The sequence below is a fragment of the Cupriavidus sp. GW822-FHT03E04 genome (assembly GCF_058801495.1).
Window position 1 is genome coordinate 104,061 of record NZ_JBXANI010000015.1, and the last position, 16,498, is coordinate 120,558.

Sequence of the window (16,498 nt, forward strand, 5' to 3'; positions counted from 1 at the left end):
GCAAATACGCGGACACAAATACGCGGATACAACGACGCCCCGGCAGGAGACCCTGTGAAGACACTGATCGACCACCTGGCTAACTACGCAGCCTATCATCGCGACGCGCGCAATGTGTTCAGTCATTTCATCGGCATTCCCATGATTGTGCTGGCCGTGACCACACTGCTGGCCCGCCCGGCCATGCCGCTTGACGCCGGTCCGGCGTACCTGACGCCGGCGATGGTCGTTTATGGTCTGTCCTGCCTGTTCTACCTGCGCCTGTCGGCGGGGTTCGGGCTGGCGATGACGGTGATCCTGGCTGGCTTCGTCTACGCCGGCGGCGCCATCGCTGCGCTGTCCACCGGCGCCTGGCTGGCTTGGGGCATCGGCCTTTTCGTGGCGGGCTGGCTCATCCAGTTCATCGGGCACTACTACGAAGGCCGCAAGCCTGCATTTGTGGATGACCTGGCCGGGCTTCTGGTCGGGCCGCTCTTCCTGGTGGCCGAAGTGGCTTTCGCAATGGGCCTGGCGCGGGACACCCGCGAGGCCGTGAGCGCTCACGCGCATTGACCTTCGGCGCGCCCGGCAGCTAAGCGCCGTGTTCCGCGCCGTGTTCCAGCAGCCAGTCGCGCAGTTGCAAGACCTTGTCGTCGGGAGGCAGGCCGCGCCGGTGGACGAAGTAATAGGCCTTGCGATTGTCGGTCTCCGCCGGCAGCGTGGCTAGCGGCACCACCAGCCGCCCCTGCGCCAGTTCCTCGGTGATCAGAATGCGTGGGATCAGCGCCACGCCGATGCCGGCGGCGGCCGCCTGCGCCAGCATGGTGTAGAGGTCGTAGCGCGGGCCACGCAAAGCCTGCGCCGGCAGTGCCGCGCCCGCGGCGGCGAGCCAGTCGCTCCATGCGCGCAAGCGGGTGTTCAGGTGCAGCAGCGGCAATTCCAGCAACTGATCCAGGTCCAGGCGCTTGCGGCGCCCCAGCAAGGCGGGGCTGCACACCGGCACCGACGGGCCTTCCTGCAGGATCCGCTCGCCCTGCGTGCCCGGCCACAGCCCTTCGCCGTAATAGATGGCCGCGTCGAACGCGGTATCACTGAGCTCGAATGCCTCGGTGCGCGCCGAGAGATGCAACGTGAGATCGGGCAGGGCGCGTGCCAGCAGCGGCAGGCGCGGGATCAGCCACTGGCTGGCAAAGGTGGGTCCGATGGCCAACTCGATGGCGCGCCCGCGCGGGCGCTGGGCCATCACATCCAGCGTCACCTGCTCGATCTGGTCGAGCCGTTCCCGCACTTCTTCGGCATAGGTCCCGCCAGCAGGCGTCAGCACGATGCGCTTGCGGATGCGGTGGAACAGCGGCACGCCAAGCCGTGCTTCCAGCCCTGCGATCTGCCTGCAAACCGCGCTCTCCGTGACCGCCAGCTCGTCGGCGGCGCGGGTAAAGCTGCCCAGCCGCGCCGCGGCCTCGAACATCTGGAGTGCCGTGAGGCTGGGTATGCCCTTGCGCATAGTGCGTTTTTGGAAGGAAGTTGGTGCGAAGTTATCAATTGTACGAACTCTGCCGCAGTCGCACAATAAGCCCCATCCGGAGGCCGTCGGCCCCCGCCATCCCCCGAAAACAAACACATTTCAGCGCATTGATCATGACGAAGCCGAATCTGCAACGCCTCCTCGAGACTGTTTGTGGCGAAACCCAGGCAGCCGAGTTGCTGCAATTGATGAATGTTTCCCCGCAACTGCTGTCTTCTACCAGCGAACAGGCCAGCCGTGCCGAAGTGGCGCAGGCGCTCAATATGGTGCTGTTCGCCGGCATTCTCGAGCGCGTGCCGACCGGCATGGCCTATACCCGCGACGTGATCCAGGCTGGCGGGCAAGTGGTGTTCGACCACGGCGCGCTGCGCACGGTGAAGTGGGATTGCGGCAGCCTGCCCTCGGGCGAGATCGCTTTCACCCGTATCCTGGGCCCGCTGGGCTACCGCCTCAACGGCACCTATCCGCTCGAGCGCATCGGCATGACCGGCCGCTCCTATGCGCATGCCGACCTGCCTGACGACATCGCCCAGTACTTCCTGAGCGAGTTGCATCCCGAGCGTTTCAGTGCCGATTTCCAGTCCGCCGTGTCGCGCGTGGTGTCCAAGTCCGTCGATCCGCTCGGCGACGAAGCCGTCGCGCAACTGGCCCTGCTCGAGCGCGATGCGAGCCTGCCGATGGCCGACGCCGCACGCCTGGTGCCGCAACTGGCAGCCTGCTTCGCCCGCCAACATGCCGAGCCGGCGCTGGCCGACTATGAATTGCTGCTGAAGGAATCGGCCGAGATGGCCTGGATTTCCACCGAGGGCAATGCCTTCAACCACGCCACCGACCGCGTGGCGGATGTGCGTGCCGTGGCGGACGCACAACGCAGCCTGGGCCGCCCGATCAAGGATTCGGTGGAAGTGTCGCGTTCCGGGCGGGTCCTGCAGACGGCATTCAAGGCCGATCCGGTGGAGCGCGGGTTTGTCGGCGCCGACGGCGTCGTGGTCAAGCGCAGCGTGCCGGGCTCGTTCTACGAGTTCATCACGCGCGATTTCGTGCCCGCGACGCAGGCAGCTGGCGGCACGTTGGATCTGTCGTTCGATGCCGGCAACGCGCAGGGCATCTTCAAGATGACGGCGGCCTGCTAACGCGGGCAATGCGGTAGCAGGAGAAAGAGAAGGGGCCGGCTCGTCCGGCCTTTTTTGGTTTACGGCTGGCCAGCCGGCAGGTGCAGGCGAGCCAGCAATCCGCCCAGTTCGCTGTTGCCTAGCTCGAGCCCACCCTCATAAAGGGCCGCCATCTCGCTGACGATGGCCAGGCCCAGTCCGCTGCCCGCAGCGGACTCATCCAGCCGCCCATAGCGTGCTGTGGCCAGTTCGCGGGCCTCGGCCTGCATGCCCGGCCCGTCGTCTTCGACCGTGACCTCAAGCATGCCGCCGCGCTCCACGAGCTTGACGCGAACGCGCGAGCGCGCCCACTGGCAGGCGTTGTCGAGCAGGTTGCCGAGGATCTCGATCAGGTCCTGGCGGTCGCCGGCGAAGTGCCCGTCGCCATCCACCTGGATATCGATCTCGCGGCCGCTGTGCAGGCGGGTCAGCGCGCGCGCCAGCTCGCCTGCCGCTGGGCCGGCGTCGATGCGCGCCCCGCGCGTGCTCGCAGCCCCTGCCGCCCGTGCGCGCGCCAGGTGGCGGTCCACCTGCCGGCGCATGGCCTCGACCTGGCTGGCGGCGGCGCGGGCCGCCTCGCCGGGCAGGCGCTCGGCTTCGTTGGCGAGGATGGCCAGGGGCGTCTTGACGGCGTGCGCGAGATCGGCCGCCTGTCGCCGCGAGCGCTCCAGCGCATTGGCGTTGCGCGCCAGCAAGGTATTGATCTCGGTAACCAGCGGCACCACCTCGGACGGCCACGTGCCTCCCAGGCGGCTCTCGCGGCGTGCCTGCAGGGTGGCGAGCGCCTGGCGCAGCCGCGCCAGCGGCGCGAGGCCAAACTTTACCTGGGCCGCCACCGCCAGCAGCAGGCCCGCGCCCAGCGCCGTGAGCGACCAGCCCAGCAGCCGGTTGAAGGCCTGGCGCGCCGCGCGCAGCTCGGTGCGATCCAGCGCCACCGACAGCATCACCGGCGTATCGGCCGACGCCAGCACGATGGGGCGCGACACCACCAGCAGCGATTGCCCGTTGGGCCCGGGCCGGATCTCGGCATGGCTGCCCGCTACCTTGTTGCCCACCGTGGCGGGCATCTCGGCATCCCAGAGCGAGCGTGAACGCAGCGTGGCGCCCGGTGCCTGCGCCTGCCAGTAGGCGCCGGAGTAGGGTAGTTCAAAGCGCGGGTCGGCCGGGGCGCGGGTCAGGGCGAGCTTGCCGTCAGCGCTCCAGTCCAGGGCGGCGGCGAGGCTGGTGAGCTGATTGTCGAGCTGGCGCACGTAGGTGTCGTTGACGTGGCGCGCGAACAGCGTGGAGAGCAGCCAGCCGGTGCCGCCGAGCGCGGCGGCCAGCCAGATGGCCGCGACCGCGAGCAGGCGGATGGCTAATGACTGGCGCATGGGTCAGTTGGCGGCGTTTGTAGAGATTGCGGGGGCTTCGGCAGACGCCGGCGGGCGCAGGCGGTAGCCCTGTCCGCGCACGGTCTCGATGACGTCCACGCCGAGTTTGCGCCGCAGCCGGCCGATGAAGACTTCGATGGTGTTGCTGTCGCGGTCGAAATCCTGCGCATAGATGTGCTCGGTCAGCACGGCCTTGCTGATGATCGCGCCCGGGTGGTGCATCAGGTAATCCAGCACCTTGAACTCATGGGCGGTCAGCACCACCGCGGCGCCGTCGACGGTCGCCACGCCCGTGCGCGCGTTCAGGCGCACCGGGCCGCAGGCCAGCTCGGGCGCGGACATGCCATGGGCGCGGCGGATCAGCGCGCGGATGCGGGCCAGCAACTCCTCCATGCGAAAGGGCTTGGCGAGATAGTCGTCGGCCCCGGCATCGATGCCTTCCACCTTGTCGGTCCAGCTGTCGCGCGCGGTCAGGATCAGCACCGGCAGGTTCACCTGCGCCGCGCGCCAGCGGCGCAGCACGGAGAGTCCGTCGAGCCCGGGCAGGCCAAGGTCGAGCACCACGGCATCGTAGGGCTCTTCGGCGCCCAGGTGCCAGGCATCGATGCCGTGCGCGGCGGTATCGACCGCGTACCCCGCGCTGACCAGGCTGGCGCGGATCTGGGCGGCCAGCACGGCCTCGTCTTCTACCAGGAGGATGCGCATGGGGGATCAGGGTTTCTTGCGGGCTTGCTCAAGATCGCGCCCCTTGGCTTTGAGCAGGGTGGCGGTCTTGGCGTCGTATTCGAGCTTGGCCACCGAGCCGCTTGCCAGCAGCAGCTTGACTTCGTACTGCCAGACGCCATCGTCGCGGTCGAGCTTGACGCCGATCACGTCGCCCGTGTACTGCGCCGACACCGCCTCCAGGATGCGCGTGAGCGGCAGGATCTCGCCCGACTGGACGGCGGCGCGGGCGCGGTCGGCGTCCTTGTCGGCATGGGCGGGCGCCGGGGCCGCCAGCAGCAGCGGCAAGGCGGCTAGCAGCGGCAGCAGAGCGCGAGGCAGGGATGCGGTGCGGAACGAAGGCAATGGCGTGAGCGAGCGGGGCAATACGGTTGTGAGCAAGCCTTGATGGAGCGAAGCAGTCTGCCGTGCCTTGCCTGAACGCAAGCTGAATGGCGCGCTCAGCATGGGTTCAGGCAGGGATCACGACAATGGGCGCCATTGCATTGATCGTCATCGTCACAGTTTTCCAGGAGTCTGGCCATGCAAGGCGTGCGCATCTCGAATGATAGCCCTTCCGAAATCCACCGCCGCGCCACGCGCGACGGGATCGCGCTGGCCGCGGCGGTGATCGTCGTCCTGTTGGGCGTTGTGTCCCTGTTCTGGGCGCAGGTCGACGCGCGGGCCGTGCTGCATGAATGGAAGCACATGGACAGCGGCCTGTCCATGATCGTGCTCGGGGCACTGGTGCTCGGGCCACTGCTGGCCTTCGGGCTGGACGATTGAAGCTGGCCCCTGAAACCCTCGGCGGGTTTTCCATGCCTGGACATGCGCCTGCGGCTGGTCCTACACTCGATCCACAATAAAACGCACGACCGTTCTTATTTATGTTCCGTGCGCATGGCCAACCATGCGCCACGGACATGACCGGCACAGTGCGATCCCTCAGGGTCAATCCAAAAAGGAGACATGGCATGGAATCGAAGAACGTCCCGCTGGTAGCCGAGTTGTTGCGCGATGCACCGAAGAACTGGGGCAAATGGGGGCCGGATGACGAGGTCGGGTCGCTGAACTATCTCACCCGGGCGGAGGCGCTGCGCGGCGTGGCTTCCGTGCGCTCCGGCAAGACCTTCACCCTGCAGATCCAGATGGGAAACCCCGCCGGCGACCCGGTCTGGCCCGGGCGTTCGCAGGCGCGCCGCCTCAACGTGATGGACAAGGGCCATTATCTCTGCGGCAAGGGCCCGAAGTTCCCCGGCGAGGCCGAGTACGCCGACGACATGATGATCATGTACCTGCAGGGCTCGACCCAGTACGACGCGCTCGGCCATGTCTGGTACGGCGATCAGCTATGGAACGGCTACGATGCCAAATCCACCATCGGCGGCCTGGAAAAAGCCAGCATCCTGCCAATCGCGGAGCGCGGCGTGGTCGGGCGTGGCGTGCTGATCGACATGGCGCGCCACCGCGGCAAGGACGTGCTCGCCCCGGGCGAGACTTTCACCCATCTTGACTTGCTCGCCGCCGCCGAGATGCAGGGCGTGCGCATCGAGAAGCACGACATCCTGGTGATCCGCACCGGCTGGATCGGCTCCTTCTACAAGCGCGACCAGGCTGAGTTTTATCGTGAGTTCGTCGAGCCGGGCCTGACCTACAGCCCGGAACTGGTCGAGTGGTTCCATCGCATGGAGATCCCCAATCTCGTCACCGACACGATTGCCAACGAGGTGACGGTGGACCCGGTCTCGGGCGTTGCCTTGCCGCTGCACAATGCGCTGATGCGCAACCTGGGCGTCGCCCTGACCGAGATCGCCCAGCTGGACCCGCTCGCCGCGGACTGCGCGGACGACCAGCAGTGGACCTTCCTGTATACGGCAGCACCGCTCAAGGTAGTGAACGGCAGCGGCGCACCGGTCAACCCGGTGGTCATCAAGTAAGCCAGGCAAAAAGCCTGACCTCGGCGCCGTCCGGTGGAGAAGCCTCAATGGCCTCTTGCACTGTGCGGCGCCAGCTTCGTTTCGACCAAGCGCTATGCTTGACACTACCCGCCGTGCCTATCGAGGTGCCTCATGACGCCCTATGAAGAGAAGCCCTGGCTCTCCAGCTACAACGCCGGCCAGCCGCACACCATCACCCCGCAATTTACCGACGCATTGTCCATTTTCCGGGCCGCCGCGGACCGCGCGCCGGCCAGTCCGGCAATCCACTACTTTGACGCCACGCTCAGCTATGCCGAGGTGGATGCGCTCTCAGACGCGCTGGCGGTAGCGCTATCATCGCGCGGCTGCACGCGCGGCGAGCGGGTTGCGCTGTACCTGCAGAACGTGCCGCAGTTCGTCATCGGGCTGGTTGCCGCGTGGAAGCTCGGCGCCATCGCGGTGCCGGTCAACCCGATGAACCGCGCACGCGAACTGCGCCTGGTGCTGGCCGACTCCGGCGCGAAAGTCCTGATCTGCCACGAATCGCTCTACGCCGATGTGGTGAGCGGGCTGTTCGACGCCGAGCGGCGCGGCCAGGGCGACGCTGCCGCGCCCCTTGCGCTGCCTGCGGTGATCACCACGTCCGAGCTGGATTTCCAGACGCGCGCCGATCCGCGCCTGTTTGCCGCAACTCGGCGCCAGCCCGCCGAGGGCGTGCCCGATCTGCTGGCGCTGGTGCAAGAGTACCTGGGCCAGCGCCCAGCGCCGGTCAAGCTCGCGGCAGACGATATCGCGATGCTGGTGTACACCTCCGGCACCACCGGCGTGCCCAAGGGCGCGATGAACACCCATGGCAATGTTGCTTTCAATGCGCAGGTGTACCGCGACTGGATCGGCTTGGCGCAGGGCGGCCCGATCCTGGGCGTGGCGCCGCTGTTCCATATCACCGGACTGGTGGGTCACGTGGCTGCGGCGTTCATCTGCGCCGCGCCGCTGGTGCTGGCCTGCCGTTTCGAGCCGGGCGTGGTTCTGGAGGCCATCCGCGACCGGCGGGTCGAGTTCACCATTGGCTCGATCACGGTCTTCATCGCGCTGATGAACCATCCCGAGGCGACGCGCGCGCATTTCGCCACGCTGCGCAAGATCTACTCGGGCGGCGCACCGATCCCGCCGAGCGTGGTGGAGCAGTTCCGCGCCAAGTTTGGGCACTATATCCACAACGGCTACGGGCTGACCGAGACCAACTCGCCCACCCACGTGGTGCCGCTGGGCCGGGAGGCGCCGGTGGACCCGGCCTCCGGCACGCTGGCGATCGGCGTTCCCGCCTTCAACGTTGACTCCTTCATCGGCGACGATGCGGGCGCGCCAGTGCCGGTGGGCGAGGTCGGCGAGATCATTTCGCGCGGGCCGATGATCGTGCCGGGCTACTGGAACAAGCCGGAAGAGACGGCAAAGGCCATGGCGGGCGGCTATTTCCACACCGGCGATGTTGGATTCATGGACGCGCAAGGCTGGTTCTACCTCGTCGACCGCAAGAAGGACATGATCGTCGCCGCCGGCTACAAGGTCTGGCCGCGCGAGGTGGAAGACGTCTTGTATACGCATCCCGCGGTGCGCGAGGCGGCCGTGGTGGGCATCCCGGACGCCTATCGCGGCGAGACAGTGAAGGCCGTGGTCAGCCTGAAACCGCAGGCCAGCGTCACGCCGGAAGCGCTGCTGGCCTGGTGCAAGGAGCGCATGGCAGCCTATAAATACCCGCGCGTGGTGGAGATCATCGACGAGTTGCCGAAGACGGTCACGGGCAAGATCCTGCGGCGAGAGCTGCGCGGCTGAGGGGGCCGTGCGCGCAAGAAAGCGGCTGAAATCGTCGGCGCGCGCGCGGCATCCGGCGTGGCAAAAAAGACAAAATCACGCGTTTACCCCTTGTATATAGAGTCCGTGGACGCATCCACTGCTGCGTCCGCGCGACACAACGGCAGGCCGCGCGAGACAAAACCTCAAAAAACCCCGGGGAAAACCCCGGTTTTTACACTCGCACACACGAAAACCCCTTGACGTTGCGTTGTTTCCGCTATGATTCAGTCGATGCCGCACGCCGATAGTCGATCGACGAAGCGTCGAGCGACATCGGATGCCACATCCCGTGCGACATCATTCTGTTCAACTCATATTTATCGATATGGCGACCAAAGCGAATCCGACCGCGAAGACTGCAACCAAGACCGCTGCCAAGAAGGCACCGGCAACCAAAGCCGCTCCCGTAAAGGCTGCTGCCAAGAAGGCCGCGCCGGCCAAGAAGGCTGCTCCGGCTACCGCGGTGACCCCGCGCCCGCTGAAGGACACCTTCAACAAGTCGAGCCTGGTCGCTCACCTGGTAGCACAGACCCAGCTGGACGCCAAGGCCGTGAAGACGGTGCTGGCCCATCTGGAAAACACCATCGTCAGCGCGCTGCACAAGAAGGGCGCCGGCGAATTCACGCTGCCCGGCCTGATGAAGGTCACGGCTCAGCAAGTACCGGCCAAGAAGAAGCGCTTCGGCAAGGACCCGTTCTCCGGTGAAGAGCGTTGGTTCCCGGCCAAGCCGGCCAGCGTCAAGGTCAAGGTACGCCCGCTGAAGAAGCTGAAAGACGCAGCTGCCGCCTGATAGGGGCCCTGTTTCCAGCTTGAAAAGGAGCCGCTAGCCGGCTCCTTTTTTGTATCCGGCGAATGTGCAGCCGTGCCCGTAGCTCCAGCTTTTCCCGCTTTCCCCGCTGTTTTGGTCGTTTCCGTAGTTCCTCAGCCGGCCGCCAATGAAGCCGGCGCACCATTCCGGGAGATCGTCATGCCTAGCATCCAGTGCCGCCTGTGGCGGCTTGCCTTGCGCCTGGTCCGGCGCAAACAGCGTTTTTCCAGCGCGCAGGCGCTGCACGAGGAAATTCGCCGCCGCCGCAAGATCGGCCGCGCGAATCCCACGGCGCGCTTGCTGGCGCGCCATGCGGTGAGCATGGAACCTGTGGCCGGCGTCGAGGTCTACACCGTGCGCCCGCGGGGCAACGACAGCGGCAGGCAAATCCTCTATCTCCATGGCGGCGGCTACGTCTTCGATATCGTCAGCCAGCACTGGGACTTCATCGGCAAGCTGGTGGATGCGCTCGGCGCCACGGTGACCGTGCCGATCTATCCGCTGGCGCCCGAGCATACCCATCGTGAGGTCTTTGCCGGACTGCTGCCGCTCTACGACCAGTTGGTCCGCGGCAATCCACCCGCCAGCCTGACCGTCATGGGCGACTCCGCCGGCGGCGGCATGGCGCTCGCGCTGGCGCAAGTGGCCCGGGATACGGGACGCGCGCTGCCTGGCCGCCTGGTCTTGCTGTCGCCGTTCCTGGACGCCACTGGCAGCAACCCGGCCATCGATGTGCTCGAACCACTTGATCCGATGTTGTCGAAGCTCGGCGGCATCGAGTGCGGGCGCGTCTATGCCGGCGGCGATCCCGTCACGCTTGCACAGGTCAGCCCCATCTACGGCAGCCTGCGCGGCTTGCCTCCGGTCACGCTTTTCATCGGCACCCACGACGTCCTGTTGCCGGACTGCCGCGCTTATCGCGCGCTTGCGCAGGAACAGGGCTTGCCGCTGCGCTATTACGAATACGAGGGCATGTTCCACGTGTGGATGCTGTTGCCAATGCCGGAATCCAATGCCGCCTTCGCGCAGATCGTCGCCGCGGTGCAGGCCGATGAAGCCCCGCAGCGGCAGCCGGAGGCGCGCGCCGGGCAGGGCGCTGCAACCGGGTATCAGCCGATGTAACAAGGAACGGCGATAATCGCGGGGTTGCCGGCCAGGTGCCGGCCCAAAGTAGTTAGGAGTCCCCATGCTTTCTCGTCGTTACGGCGCGGTCTGGCTGACCGCGCTCGCTTTGCTGGTTCTTGCGGCACTTGCCGCCGGTCACCGGCTTTCTCCCGCATGGCTGGCTGTGCCCGTTGTGCTTCTGCTGGTTGGCTTGCATGACATCGGCCAGTCGCGCCACTCCATCCTGCGCAACTATCCGATCTGGGGCCACCTGCGTTTCTTATTCGAGTTCATCCGCCCGGAGATCCGCCAGTATTTCATCGAGGACGACACCAACGAGATGCCGTTCTCGCGCCAGCAGCGCAGCCTGGTCTACCAGCGTGCCAAGAACGAGGTCGACAGCCGGCCCTTCGGCACCGAGATCGATGTGCGCCTGGCTGGCCACGAGTGGATCAGCCACTCGCTTGCGCCGACCCGCATCCCTTCCGCTGACTTTCGCATTACCGTGGGCGAGGGCCGCGCCCAGCCTTACTCGTTATCGATCTTCAACGTCTCGGCCATGAGCTTCGGCGCGTTGTCCGGCAATGCGATCCGCTCGCTCAACCGGGGAGCAAAGCTTGGCGGCTTTATCCACGACACTGGTGAAGGCTCGATTTCCCCTTACCACCGTGCCGAAGGCGGCGACCTGATCTGGGAGGTGGCCTCCGGCTACTTCGGCTGCCGCCGCCCGGACGGTGGCTTCGATCCCGACAAATTCGCCGAGCAGGCGCGCTCGCCGCAGGTCAAGATGATCGAGGTCAAGCTCTCGCAAGGCGCCAAGCCGGGCCACGGCGGCGTGCTGCCGGCGGCCAAGGTGACGCCGGAGATTGCCGCCACGCGCGGCATCGGCATGGGCGAGGACTGCATCTCGCCCGCCACGCACAGCGAATTCTCCACGCCGCTGGGCCTGCTGCAGTTCGTCGACCGGCTGCGCACGCTGTCCGGCGGCAAGCCGACCGGGTTCAAGCTTTGCATCGGGCACCCGTGGGAGTTCTTCGGCATCGTCAAGGCCATGCTGGAATCCGGCATCCTGCCGGACTTCATCGTGGTGGATGGCGCCGAAGGCGGCACCGGAGCAGCACCGCTGGAGTTCGTCGACCATATCGGCGTGCCGCTGCAGGAAGGGCTGCTGCTGGTGCACAACACGCTGGTGGGCGTGAACCTGCGCGACAAGATCCGCGTTGGCGCGAGTGGCAAGATCATCACTGCCTTTGACGTGGCGCGCACGCTGGCCACCGGCGCCGACTGGTGCAACTCGGCGCGCGGCTTCATGTTTGCGCTCGGGTGCGTGCAGGCGCAGAAGTGCCATACCGACCGCTGCCCCGTGGGCGTGGCCACGCAGGATCCGGTGCGCCAGCGCGCCATCGTGGTGCCTGACAAGGCGGATCGCGTAGCCAGCTTCCACCGCCAGACGCTGCACGCGCTGCTGGAAATCCTGCAGGCCGCTGGCCTGAATCATCCGGGCGATCTCAAGCCGCACCATATCGTGCGGCGCATCTCGCCCAACGAAGTGCGGCTGATGTCCGAGCTGCTCAAGTTCCTCACGCCGGGGGACCTGATCAACGGGAATTTCCGTTACCAGTTGTACGAGAAGTACTGGCCGCTGGCGCGTTCCGACAGTTTCTCGTTGTAAAGCACTGCGCTAGCGCGCGGCTTGCGGCGCCGGCAGGCGGGCGCGCCCGTGCTGCCGGAATGCGCTGGGCGTCTGCCCAACATGCTTCGCAAAGAAGCGCGCGAAATACGCGGCGTCCGCAAAACCCAGGGTCGAGGCGATCTGCTTGATGTCGAGATCGCTATAGAGCAGGTCGCGCTGCGCCTCCACGATCAGGCGCGAATGGATCAGCTGCAGCGCGCTCCTGCTGGCAAGCTGCTGGCAGATCCGGTTGAGCTGGGTGGACGAGATGCCGAGCGTGTCGGCATAGCCCGCCAGATCCTGGTGGTTCCGAAAACGTGCCTCTACCAGTTGCTGGAACTGCTGAAAATGGCGTGCGGTCCTGCCCGCCGGCTGCGCCCCGGTTGCACCCGCGCCGCAAGCGCGCCGGGCAATGCCCACCAGCAACAAGGACAGCAGCGCCGACAAGGCAGCACCGCGCCACAGCGATACTGCGTTCATCTCCGCGCGGAACAGTTCCAGCGCCCCGGCAAGCACGGTGGCGTCATCGCGCTCGCTACCGGCCGGGTCACCGAACGGGTCATGGTAGGGCCGCTCGAACAACGGTAGCGCATCCGGCACGCCAGCCAGCAGCGTGTGCAGGTAGTGGTCGGTCATGGTAATGACGATGCCATCCACGTCCGGCGTAAACCGAAAACCATGCACGCAACGCGGCGGCACCGTTACCACCGTGCGCGCGCCCAAGGGGTACTCGCGGTCGTCGAGCAGCGCGCGGCCGCCGCCCTGGTGCACGTAGAGCACCTGGAAGAAGCGTTCGTGGCGGTGTGGCTTGATTTCCCAGTCGTTGACGCCGCTGCGCTCCGGGATCGACTCGAAATGCAGCTGTTCCAGCAGGGGCTCGTTGGAGTTGACCCCATAGAGGGAGTAGGTCGGGACGGTTTTCATGGGGCGGGGGCGGGCACCGGGGTGGCCATTGTCCCGCCGGGGGGGCGGATCTGTCCATCGGTGCTGCCGCTTGCCACGGCAGCGCACCGATGGCCACCGATGGCTATTGATCCGCCTTGGCGCCCGACTTGCGCACGATCTCAGCCCACTTCTTGCCCTCTGCCGCGGTGTAGCGCGCGAACTCTGCGGGGGAGGAACCCACCGGTTCGGCGCCCATGTCGGCGTACTGGCGCTGCACGTCGGGCTGGCGCAGTGCCTGCGCGGCGTGGGCCGCGAGTTTCTCCACGATCGGTGCTGGCGTGCCGCGCGGCGCCCACAACCCGTACCAGGTGCTGATATTGAAGCCGGGCAAGCCCGACTCCGCCACCGTCGGCACGTCCGGCAGGGCACGCGCGCGCTTGAGCGTGGTGACGGCCACGGCGCGCAGCTTGCCGGCCTTGATGAACGGCATGGCCGATGGCATGGAATCGAACATTAACTGGATCTGGCCGCCCATCAGGTCGGTCAGCGCGGGCGAGCTGCCCTTGTACGGCACGTGCTGCATCGAGACATTGGCGGCGAACTTGAACGATTCGCCCGCCAGTTGCTGGGCCGACGCGTTGCCGGCCGAGCCGAAGTTGATGCTGCCGCCCTTGGCCTTGGCATAGGCGATCAGGTCCTGCACGGTCTTGACCGGCGAATCGTTGTTGACCACCAGCACCAGCGGCACATCGGCCAGTTGCGTGACAGGCACAAAGTCACGGAAGGCGTCGTAGCGCATCTTTGGATAGATGCTCGGGTTGATCACATGCAGCGAGGCATTGGCCAGGATGGTGTAGCCATCGGGCGCAGCCTTGGCGACCATTTCCGCGCCGATCATCCCGCTGGCGCCTGGCTTGTTGTCGATCACCACCGTCTGGCCAAGCGTGTCGCCCATCTTGACGGCGACCACGCGCGCCAGCAGGTCCGTGGGGCCGCCCGGCGGGTAAGGCAGCACCATGCGGATCGGGCGCTGCGGGAAATCGTCGGCGGCACGGGCCGGCGACGTGCCTATGGCAGCAAGCGCGGTGGTTGCCAACGTTGCCAGCAGGGCAAGGCGCAACGCGGACCGGCGATGCTTGGTGTGCTGCGTACTGTGTTGCGTGTTCAGGACCCTGAATCGGCTTGGCATGCGTTAGTCTCCTTGATTTTTATTGCGACTTTGCCGATGACCTGCCTGGCTTCCAGCGCGTCCAGCGCCTCGGCCAGCCCGTTCATCGGGTACACCTTCGACACGGTCGGTCGGATCTTTCCTTCGCTAGCCCAGCCGCACAGTGTCTTCATGACGGCTTGCAATGCGTGGGCATGCTGTGCCCGCTCGTTGGCGGGCGTCCAGCCGATGTAGCGCCCTACGAAAAATCCATGCAGCGTCAGGTTCTTTACCAGCAGCAGGTTCAGTGGCGCTTGCGGGATGCGGCCGCTGGCAAAGCCGATACTGAGAATCCGCGCGTTGGCGGCCGCCGCGCGCAGCGCCTGGTCGAACAGGTCGCCGCCTACCGGGTCCACCACCACATCGGCACCGCGCCCCCCGCTCACACGCTTGACGGCGGCGGCCAGGTCTTCCGGCGCGAGCGCATGTTGGGCGCCGCGCTGCAGGGCCTGAGCGCGTTTCGCTTCGGTGCTGGCGCAAGCAATCACCTGCGCGCCCAACTGGTGGGCGATTTCCACGGCGGCCAGGCCCACGCCGGCGCCGGCGCCAAGCACCAGCACCGTGTCGCCGGGCTGCACGGCGCAGCGCCACACCAGGCCGCAGTAGGCGGTGCCGTAGGAGAGGGGGATCGGCAGGGCTTGCAGCGCGTCGAGCGCATCGGGAATGGGGTAGACCGTGTATTCGGGCAGCGTGACTTCTTCGGCAAAGCAGCCCCAGTCGGCAATGGCAGCCACGCGGTCGCCAGGGCGCAGGCGGGTTACAGCGGCGCCGCAAGCCACCACGTGGCCGACCGCCTCGGTGCCGGGCACGAACGGCAGCGGCGGCTTGGTCTGATAGCGGCCTGCCACCATCAGGCCTGTGGCGTGGCTTACGCTTGCGTACTCCACGGCCAGCGTGACGGCGTGCGGATCCGCCAATGCCGGGCGCGGGATGCTGGCAAGGCGAACGTCTTGCGCTTTGCCGAAATGCTCGCAGAGCAGGGCCCGCATCATGCCCTGGCTCCCGCGGTGGCATTGCCCGCCAGAGGGCTGGCCTGCCTGACCACGCCCATCTCCAGCCATTGCGCGAGCTTGTCCGGGGTGACACCGTACTCACGCAGCACGGCTTCGGTGTGTTCTCCGACACGCGGCGCGGCGGTGGCCGCCCGCCGCATGCCCTTGGCGGGGATGCCGGCAAACGGCAAGGCACCCAGCCCCGCCTGCTCGATCGTCTGGAAGGTCCCCTGCGGTGCCGCTAGCGGGTGGTCGAGCACTTGCTGGTAGTTGCGCACCGGCGCATGAAGGATGTCATGCGCCTGCAGGATGCCGAGCCAGTGCGCCGTGCTTTTGCCGGCAAGCACCGCCGCCACAGCGTCCTGCAGCCAGGCCGCGTGCGCCATGCGGCTGGCGTTGTCCGCAAAGCGCGCATCTTGCGCCCAGCCAGGGCGATCCAGCGCGCGGCAGAGCCTGCCGAATTGCGCGTTGTTGAGCGCCAGCAAGGTGAGGCTGCCATCGCTGGTGGCAAAGACGCCATTCGGCGCGCTCACCGGCCCGGCGGCCACAGCGCCCTGGATGGCGTATTCGAGGATATTGTTGGCCTGCAGCGCCACGCAGGCGTCGAACAAGCTTAGCTCGACATGCGCGCCGACGCCGCTGCGAAAGCGCCTGCACAAGGCGGCGGCGGCGGCCTGCGCCGCGTACAGGCCGGTGGCCGCGTCAGCCAGCAGCATGCCGATGCGCCGCGGCGAGCCGTCCGGCATGCGATTGGTGTGCATGAGGCCGCTGTCGGCCTGCATCACGGAGTCCGAGGCCGGGTGGTCGGCATATGGACCGTCCGCGCCGTAGCCGCTGATGGACACATAGACCAGCGCCCGGTTGCGCGCGGACAGCGCGGCGTAGCCAACGCCAAGGCGCTCGGCGACCTGCGGCCGGAAGTTCTGCACCACGATATCCGCCCGCAGCGCGAGGTCGAACAACAACGCCTTGCCGGCGTCGGTGGCCGCATCGATGCAGACGCCACGCTTGCCGGCGTTGTACGCGATGGACAGCGCACTGTGCTCGCCACGCACCACGCCAACATGCCGGCCCCAGTCGCCAGCAGGCGGATCGACCTTGATGACGTCGGCGCCTTGCTGCCAGAGGATGTGCGCGCAGTAGGGGCCTGCGATGCCCTGGCTGATATCCAGGATGCGCAGGCCGGAGAAGGGCAGCTCGTCGACAGCTTCGGGTGAAGGCGGGGTATGCGAAGGTAGCGCGGATTGCAGGTCGGTCTTGGCCATCGGCAGGGATCTGGGAGTCGTCATGTCGCGTCGGATGCCCTATGCTAGGGCGTACTCCTGGCCGT

General features: G+C 66.7%; 16 protein-coding genes. 8 read left to right on the forward strand and 8 right to left on the reverse strand.

Features of this window, described 5'->3' with window-relative positions:
- Positions 1-54 precede the first annotated feature (54 nt).
- A complete protein-coding gene (locus AC1RQC_RS22630) occupies positions 55-552 on the forward strand; it encodes an Mpo1 family 2-hydroxy fatty acid dioxygenase (RefSeq protein WP_309409184.1) in 498 nt (165 codons plus the stop codon).
- Between the two features lie 19 nt (positions 553-571).
- On the opposite strand, the gene AC1RQC_RS22635 is transcribed toward AC1RQC_RS22630, so the two are convergent.
- Positions 572-1,483, reverse strand: coding sequence for a LysR substrate-binding domain-containing protein (locus AC1RQC_RS22635; RefSeq protein WP_492370820.1), 912 nt, complete (start codon positions 1,481-1,483; stop codon positions 572-574).
- A gap of 134 nt (positions 1,484-1,617) precedes the next feature.
- On the opposite strand from AC1RQC_RS22635, the gene AC1RQC_RS22640 reads away from it, so the two are divergent.
- A complete protein-coding gene (locus tag AC1RQC_RS22640; protein WP_492370819.1) occupies positions 1,618-2,637 on the forward strand; it encodes a DUF1338 domain-containing protein in 1,020 nt (339 codons plus the stop codon).
- A gap of 59 nt (positions 2,638-2,696) precedes the next feature.
- Here the strand turns inward: AC1RQC_RS22640 and AC1RQC_RS22645 are convergent, their stop codons facing one another.
- From AC1RQC_RS22645 to AC1RQC_RS22655, 3 genes are read right to left on the reverse strand one after another with little or no spacing between them, the layout of a single operon-like run.
- On the reverse strand, positions 2,697-4,025 hold the full coding sequence (locus AC1RQC_RS22645) for a sensor histidine kinase (protein WP_492370818.1): 1,329 nt from the start codon (positions 4,023-4,025) through the stop codon (positions 2,697-2,699).
- 3 nt (positions 4,026-4,028) lie between these two features.
- Positions 4,029-4,730 carry a response regulator gene (locus AC1RQC_RS22650; protein ID WP_492370817.1) on the reverse strand — a complete coding sequence of 234 codons (702 nt, stop codon included), beginning with the start codon at positions 4,728-4,730 and terminating at the stop codon, positions 4,029-4,031.
- 6 nt (positions 4,731-4,736) lie between these two features.
- Positions 4,737-5,129, reverse strand: a complete 393-nt coding sequence (locus AC1RQC_RS22655; RefSeq protein WP_492370816.1) for a PepSY domain-containing protein — start codon at positions 5,127-5,129, stop codon at positions 4,737-4,739.
- A gap of 141 nt (positions 5,130-5,270) precedes the next feature.
- On the opposite strand from AC1RQC_RS22655, the gene AC1RQC_RS22660 reads away from it, so the two are divergent.
- The 6 genes from AC1RQC_RS22660 to AC1RQC_RS22685 all read left to right on the forward strand — a co-directional run bounded on the left by AC1RQC_RS22660 (position 5,271) and on the right by AC1RQC_RS22685 (position 12,084).
- Positions 5,271-5,513 carry a hypothetical protein gene (locus AC1RQC_RS22660; protein ID WP_416052523.1) on the forward strand — a complete coding sequence of 81 codons (243 nt, stop codon included), beginning with the start codon at positions 5,271-5,273 and terminating at the stop codon, positions 5,511-5,513.
- 188 nt (positions 5,514-5,701) lie between these two features.
- Positions 5,702-6,664: a cyclase family protein gene (locus tag AC1RQC_RS22665; protein ID WP_492370815.1), complete on the forward strand. Its 963-nt coding sequence runs from the start codon at positions 5,702-5,704 to the stop codon at positions 6,662-6,664.
- A gap of 132 nt (positions 6,665-6,796) precedes the next feature.
- A complete protein-coding gene (locus tag AC1RQC_RS22670) occupies positions 6,797-8,479 on the forward strand; it encodes a class I adenylate-forming enzyme family protein (protein WP_416052525.1) in 1,683 nt (560 codons plus the stop codon).
- A gap of 346 nt (positions 8,480-8,825) precedes the next feature.
- A complete protein-coding gene (locus tag AC1RQC_RS22675; RefSeq protein WP_492370814.1) occupies positions 8,826-9,290 on the forward strand; it encodes an HU family DNA-binding protein in 465 nt (154 codons plus the stop codon).
- Positions 9,291-9,467: 177 nt separating this feature from the next.
- The gene (locus tag AC1RQC_RS22680; RefSeq protein WP_492370813.1) at positions 9,468-10,430 is read left to right on the forward strand and encodes an alpha/beta hydrolase fold domain-containing protein; all 963 of its coding nucleotides are present in this window, start codon (positions 9,468-9,470) and stop codon (positions 10,428-10,430) included.
- A gap of 64 nt (positions 10,431-10,494) precedes the next feature.
- Positions 10,495-12,084, forward strand: a complete 1,590-nt coding sequence (locus tag AC1RQC_RS22685) for an FMN-binding glutamate synthase family protein (protein WP_492370812.1) — start codon at positions 10,495-10,497, stop codon at positions 12,082-12,084.
- 9 nt (positions 12,085-12,093) lie between these two features.
- Here the strand turns inward: AC1RQC_RS22685 and AC1RQC_RS22690 are convergent, their stop codons facing one another.
- From AC1RQC_RS22690 to AC1RQC_RS22705, 4 genes are all read right to left on the reverse strand, one after another.
- Complete coding sequence (locus tag AC1RQC_RS22690; RefSeq protein ID WP_492387130.1) at positions 12,094-13,008, reverse strand: helix-turn-helix domain-containing protein; 915 nt, start codon at positions 13,006-13,008, stop codon at positions 12,094-12,096.
- Between the two features lie 103 nt (positions 13,009-13,111).
- A complete protein-coding gene (locus tag AC1RQC_RS22695) occupies positions 13,112-14,158 on the reverse strand; it encodes a tripartite tricarboxylate transporter substrate binding protein (RefSeq protein WP_492374264.1) in 1,047 nt (348 codons plus the stop codon).
- Positions 14,134-15,165 (reverse strand): NADPH:quinone oxidoreductase family protein, encoded by a 1,032-nt coding sequence (locus AC1RQC_RS22700; RefSeq protein WP_492374267.1) that lies wholly within the window; start codon positions 15,163-15,165, stop codon positions 14,134-14,136. Before AC1RQC_RS22700 ends, AC1RQC_RS22695 begins: the two co-directional genes overlap by 25 nt.
- On the reverse strand, positions 15,165-16,433 hold the full coding sequence (locus tag AC1RQC_RS22705; protein ID WP_492374266.1) for a CaiB/BaiF CoA transferase family protein: 1,269 nt from the start codon (positions 16,431-16,433) through the stop codon (positions 15,165-15,167). Before AC1RQC_RS22705 ends, AC1RQC_RS22700 begins: the two co-directional genes overlap by 1 nt.
- Positions 16,434-16,498: the final 65 nt, after the last annotated feature.

Excerpts from the sequence above, each read along its gene's own strand:
- AC1RQC_RS22635 (WP_492370820.1), bottom strand. The coding sequence starts at position 1,483 with ATGCGCAAGGGCATACCCAGCCTCACGGCACTCCAGATGTTCGAGGCC.
- AC1RQC_RS22640 (WP_492370819.1), top strand. The coding sequence starts at position 1,618 with ATGACGAAGCCGAATCTGCAACGCCTCCTCGAGACTGTTTGTGGCGAA.
- AC1RQC_RS22645 (WP_492370818.1), bottom strand. The coding sequence starts at position 4,025 with ATGCGCCAGTCATTAGCCATCCGCCTGCTCGCGGTCGCGGCCATCTGG.
- AC1RQC_RS22650 (WP_492370817.1), bottom strand. The coding sequence starts at position 4,730 with ATGCGCATCCTCCTGGTAGAAGACGAGGCCGTGCTGGCCGCCCAGATC.
- AC1RQC_RS22660 (WP_416052523.1), top strand. The coding sequence starts at position 5,271 with ATGCAAGGCGTGCGCATCTCGAATGATAGCCCTTCCGAAATCCACCGC.
- AC1RQC_RS22665 (WP_492370815.1), top strand. The coding sequence starts at position 5,702 with ATGGAATCGAAGAACGTCCCGCTGGTAGCCGAGTTGTTGCGCGATGCA.
- AC1RQC_RS22670 (WP_416052525.1), top strand. The coding sequence starts at position 6,797 with ATGACGCCCTATGAAGAGAAGCCCTGGCTCTCCAGCTACAACGCCGGC.
- AC1RQC_RS22675 (WP_492370814.1), top strand. The coding sequence starts at position 8,826 with ATGGCGACCAAAGCGAATCCGACCGCGAAGACTGCAACCAAGACCGCT.
- AC1RQC_RS22680 (WP_492370813.1), top strand. The coding sequence starts at position 9,468 with ATGCCTAGCATCCAGTGCCGCCTGTGGCGGCTTGCCTTGCGCCTGGTC.
- AC1RQC_RS22685 (WP_492370812.1), top strand. The coding sequence starts at position 10,495 with ATGCTTTCTCGTCGTTACGGCGCGGTCTGGCTGACCGCGCTCGCTTTG.
- AC1RQC_RS22690 (WP_492387130.1), bottom strand. The coding sequence starts at position 13,008 with ATGAAAACCGTCCCGACCTACTCCCTCTATGGGGTCAACTCCAACGAG.
- AC1RQC_RS22695 (WP_492374264.1), bottom strand. The coding sequence starts at position 14,158 with ATGCCAAGCCGATTCAGGGTCCTGAACACGCAACACAGTACGCAGCAC.
- AC1RQC_RS22700 (WP_492374267.1), bottom strand. The coding sequence starts at position 15,165 with ATGCGGGCCCTGCTCTGCGAGCATTTCGGCAAAGCGCAAGACGTTCGC.
- AC1RQC_RS22705 (WP_492374266.1), bottom strand. The coding sequence starts at position 16,433 with ATGGCCAAGACCGACCTGCAATCCGCGCTACCTTCGCATACCCCGCCT.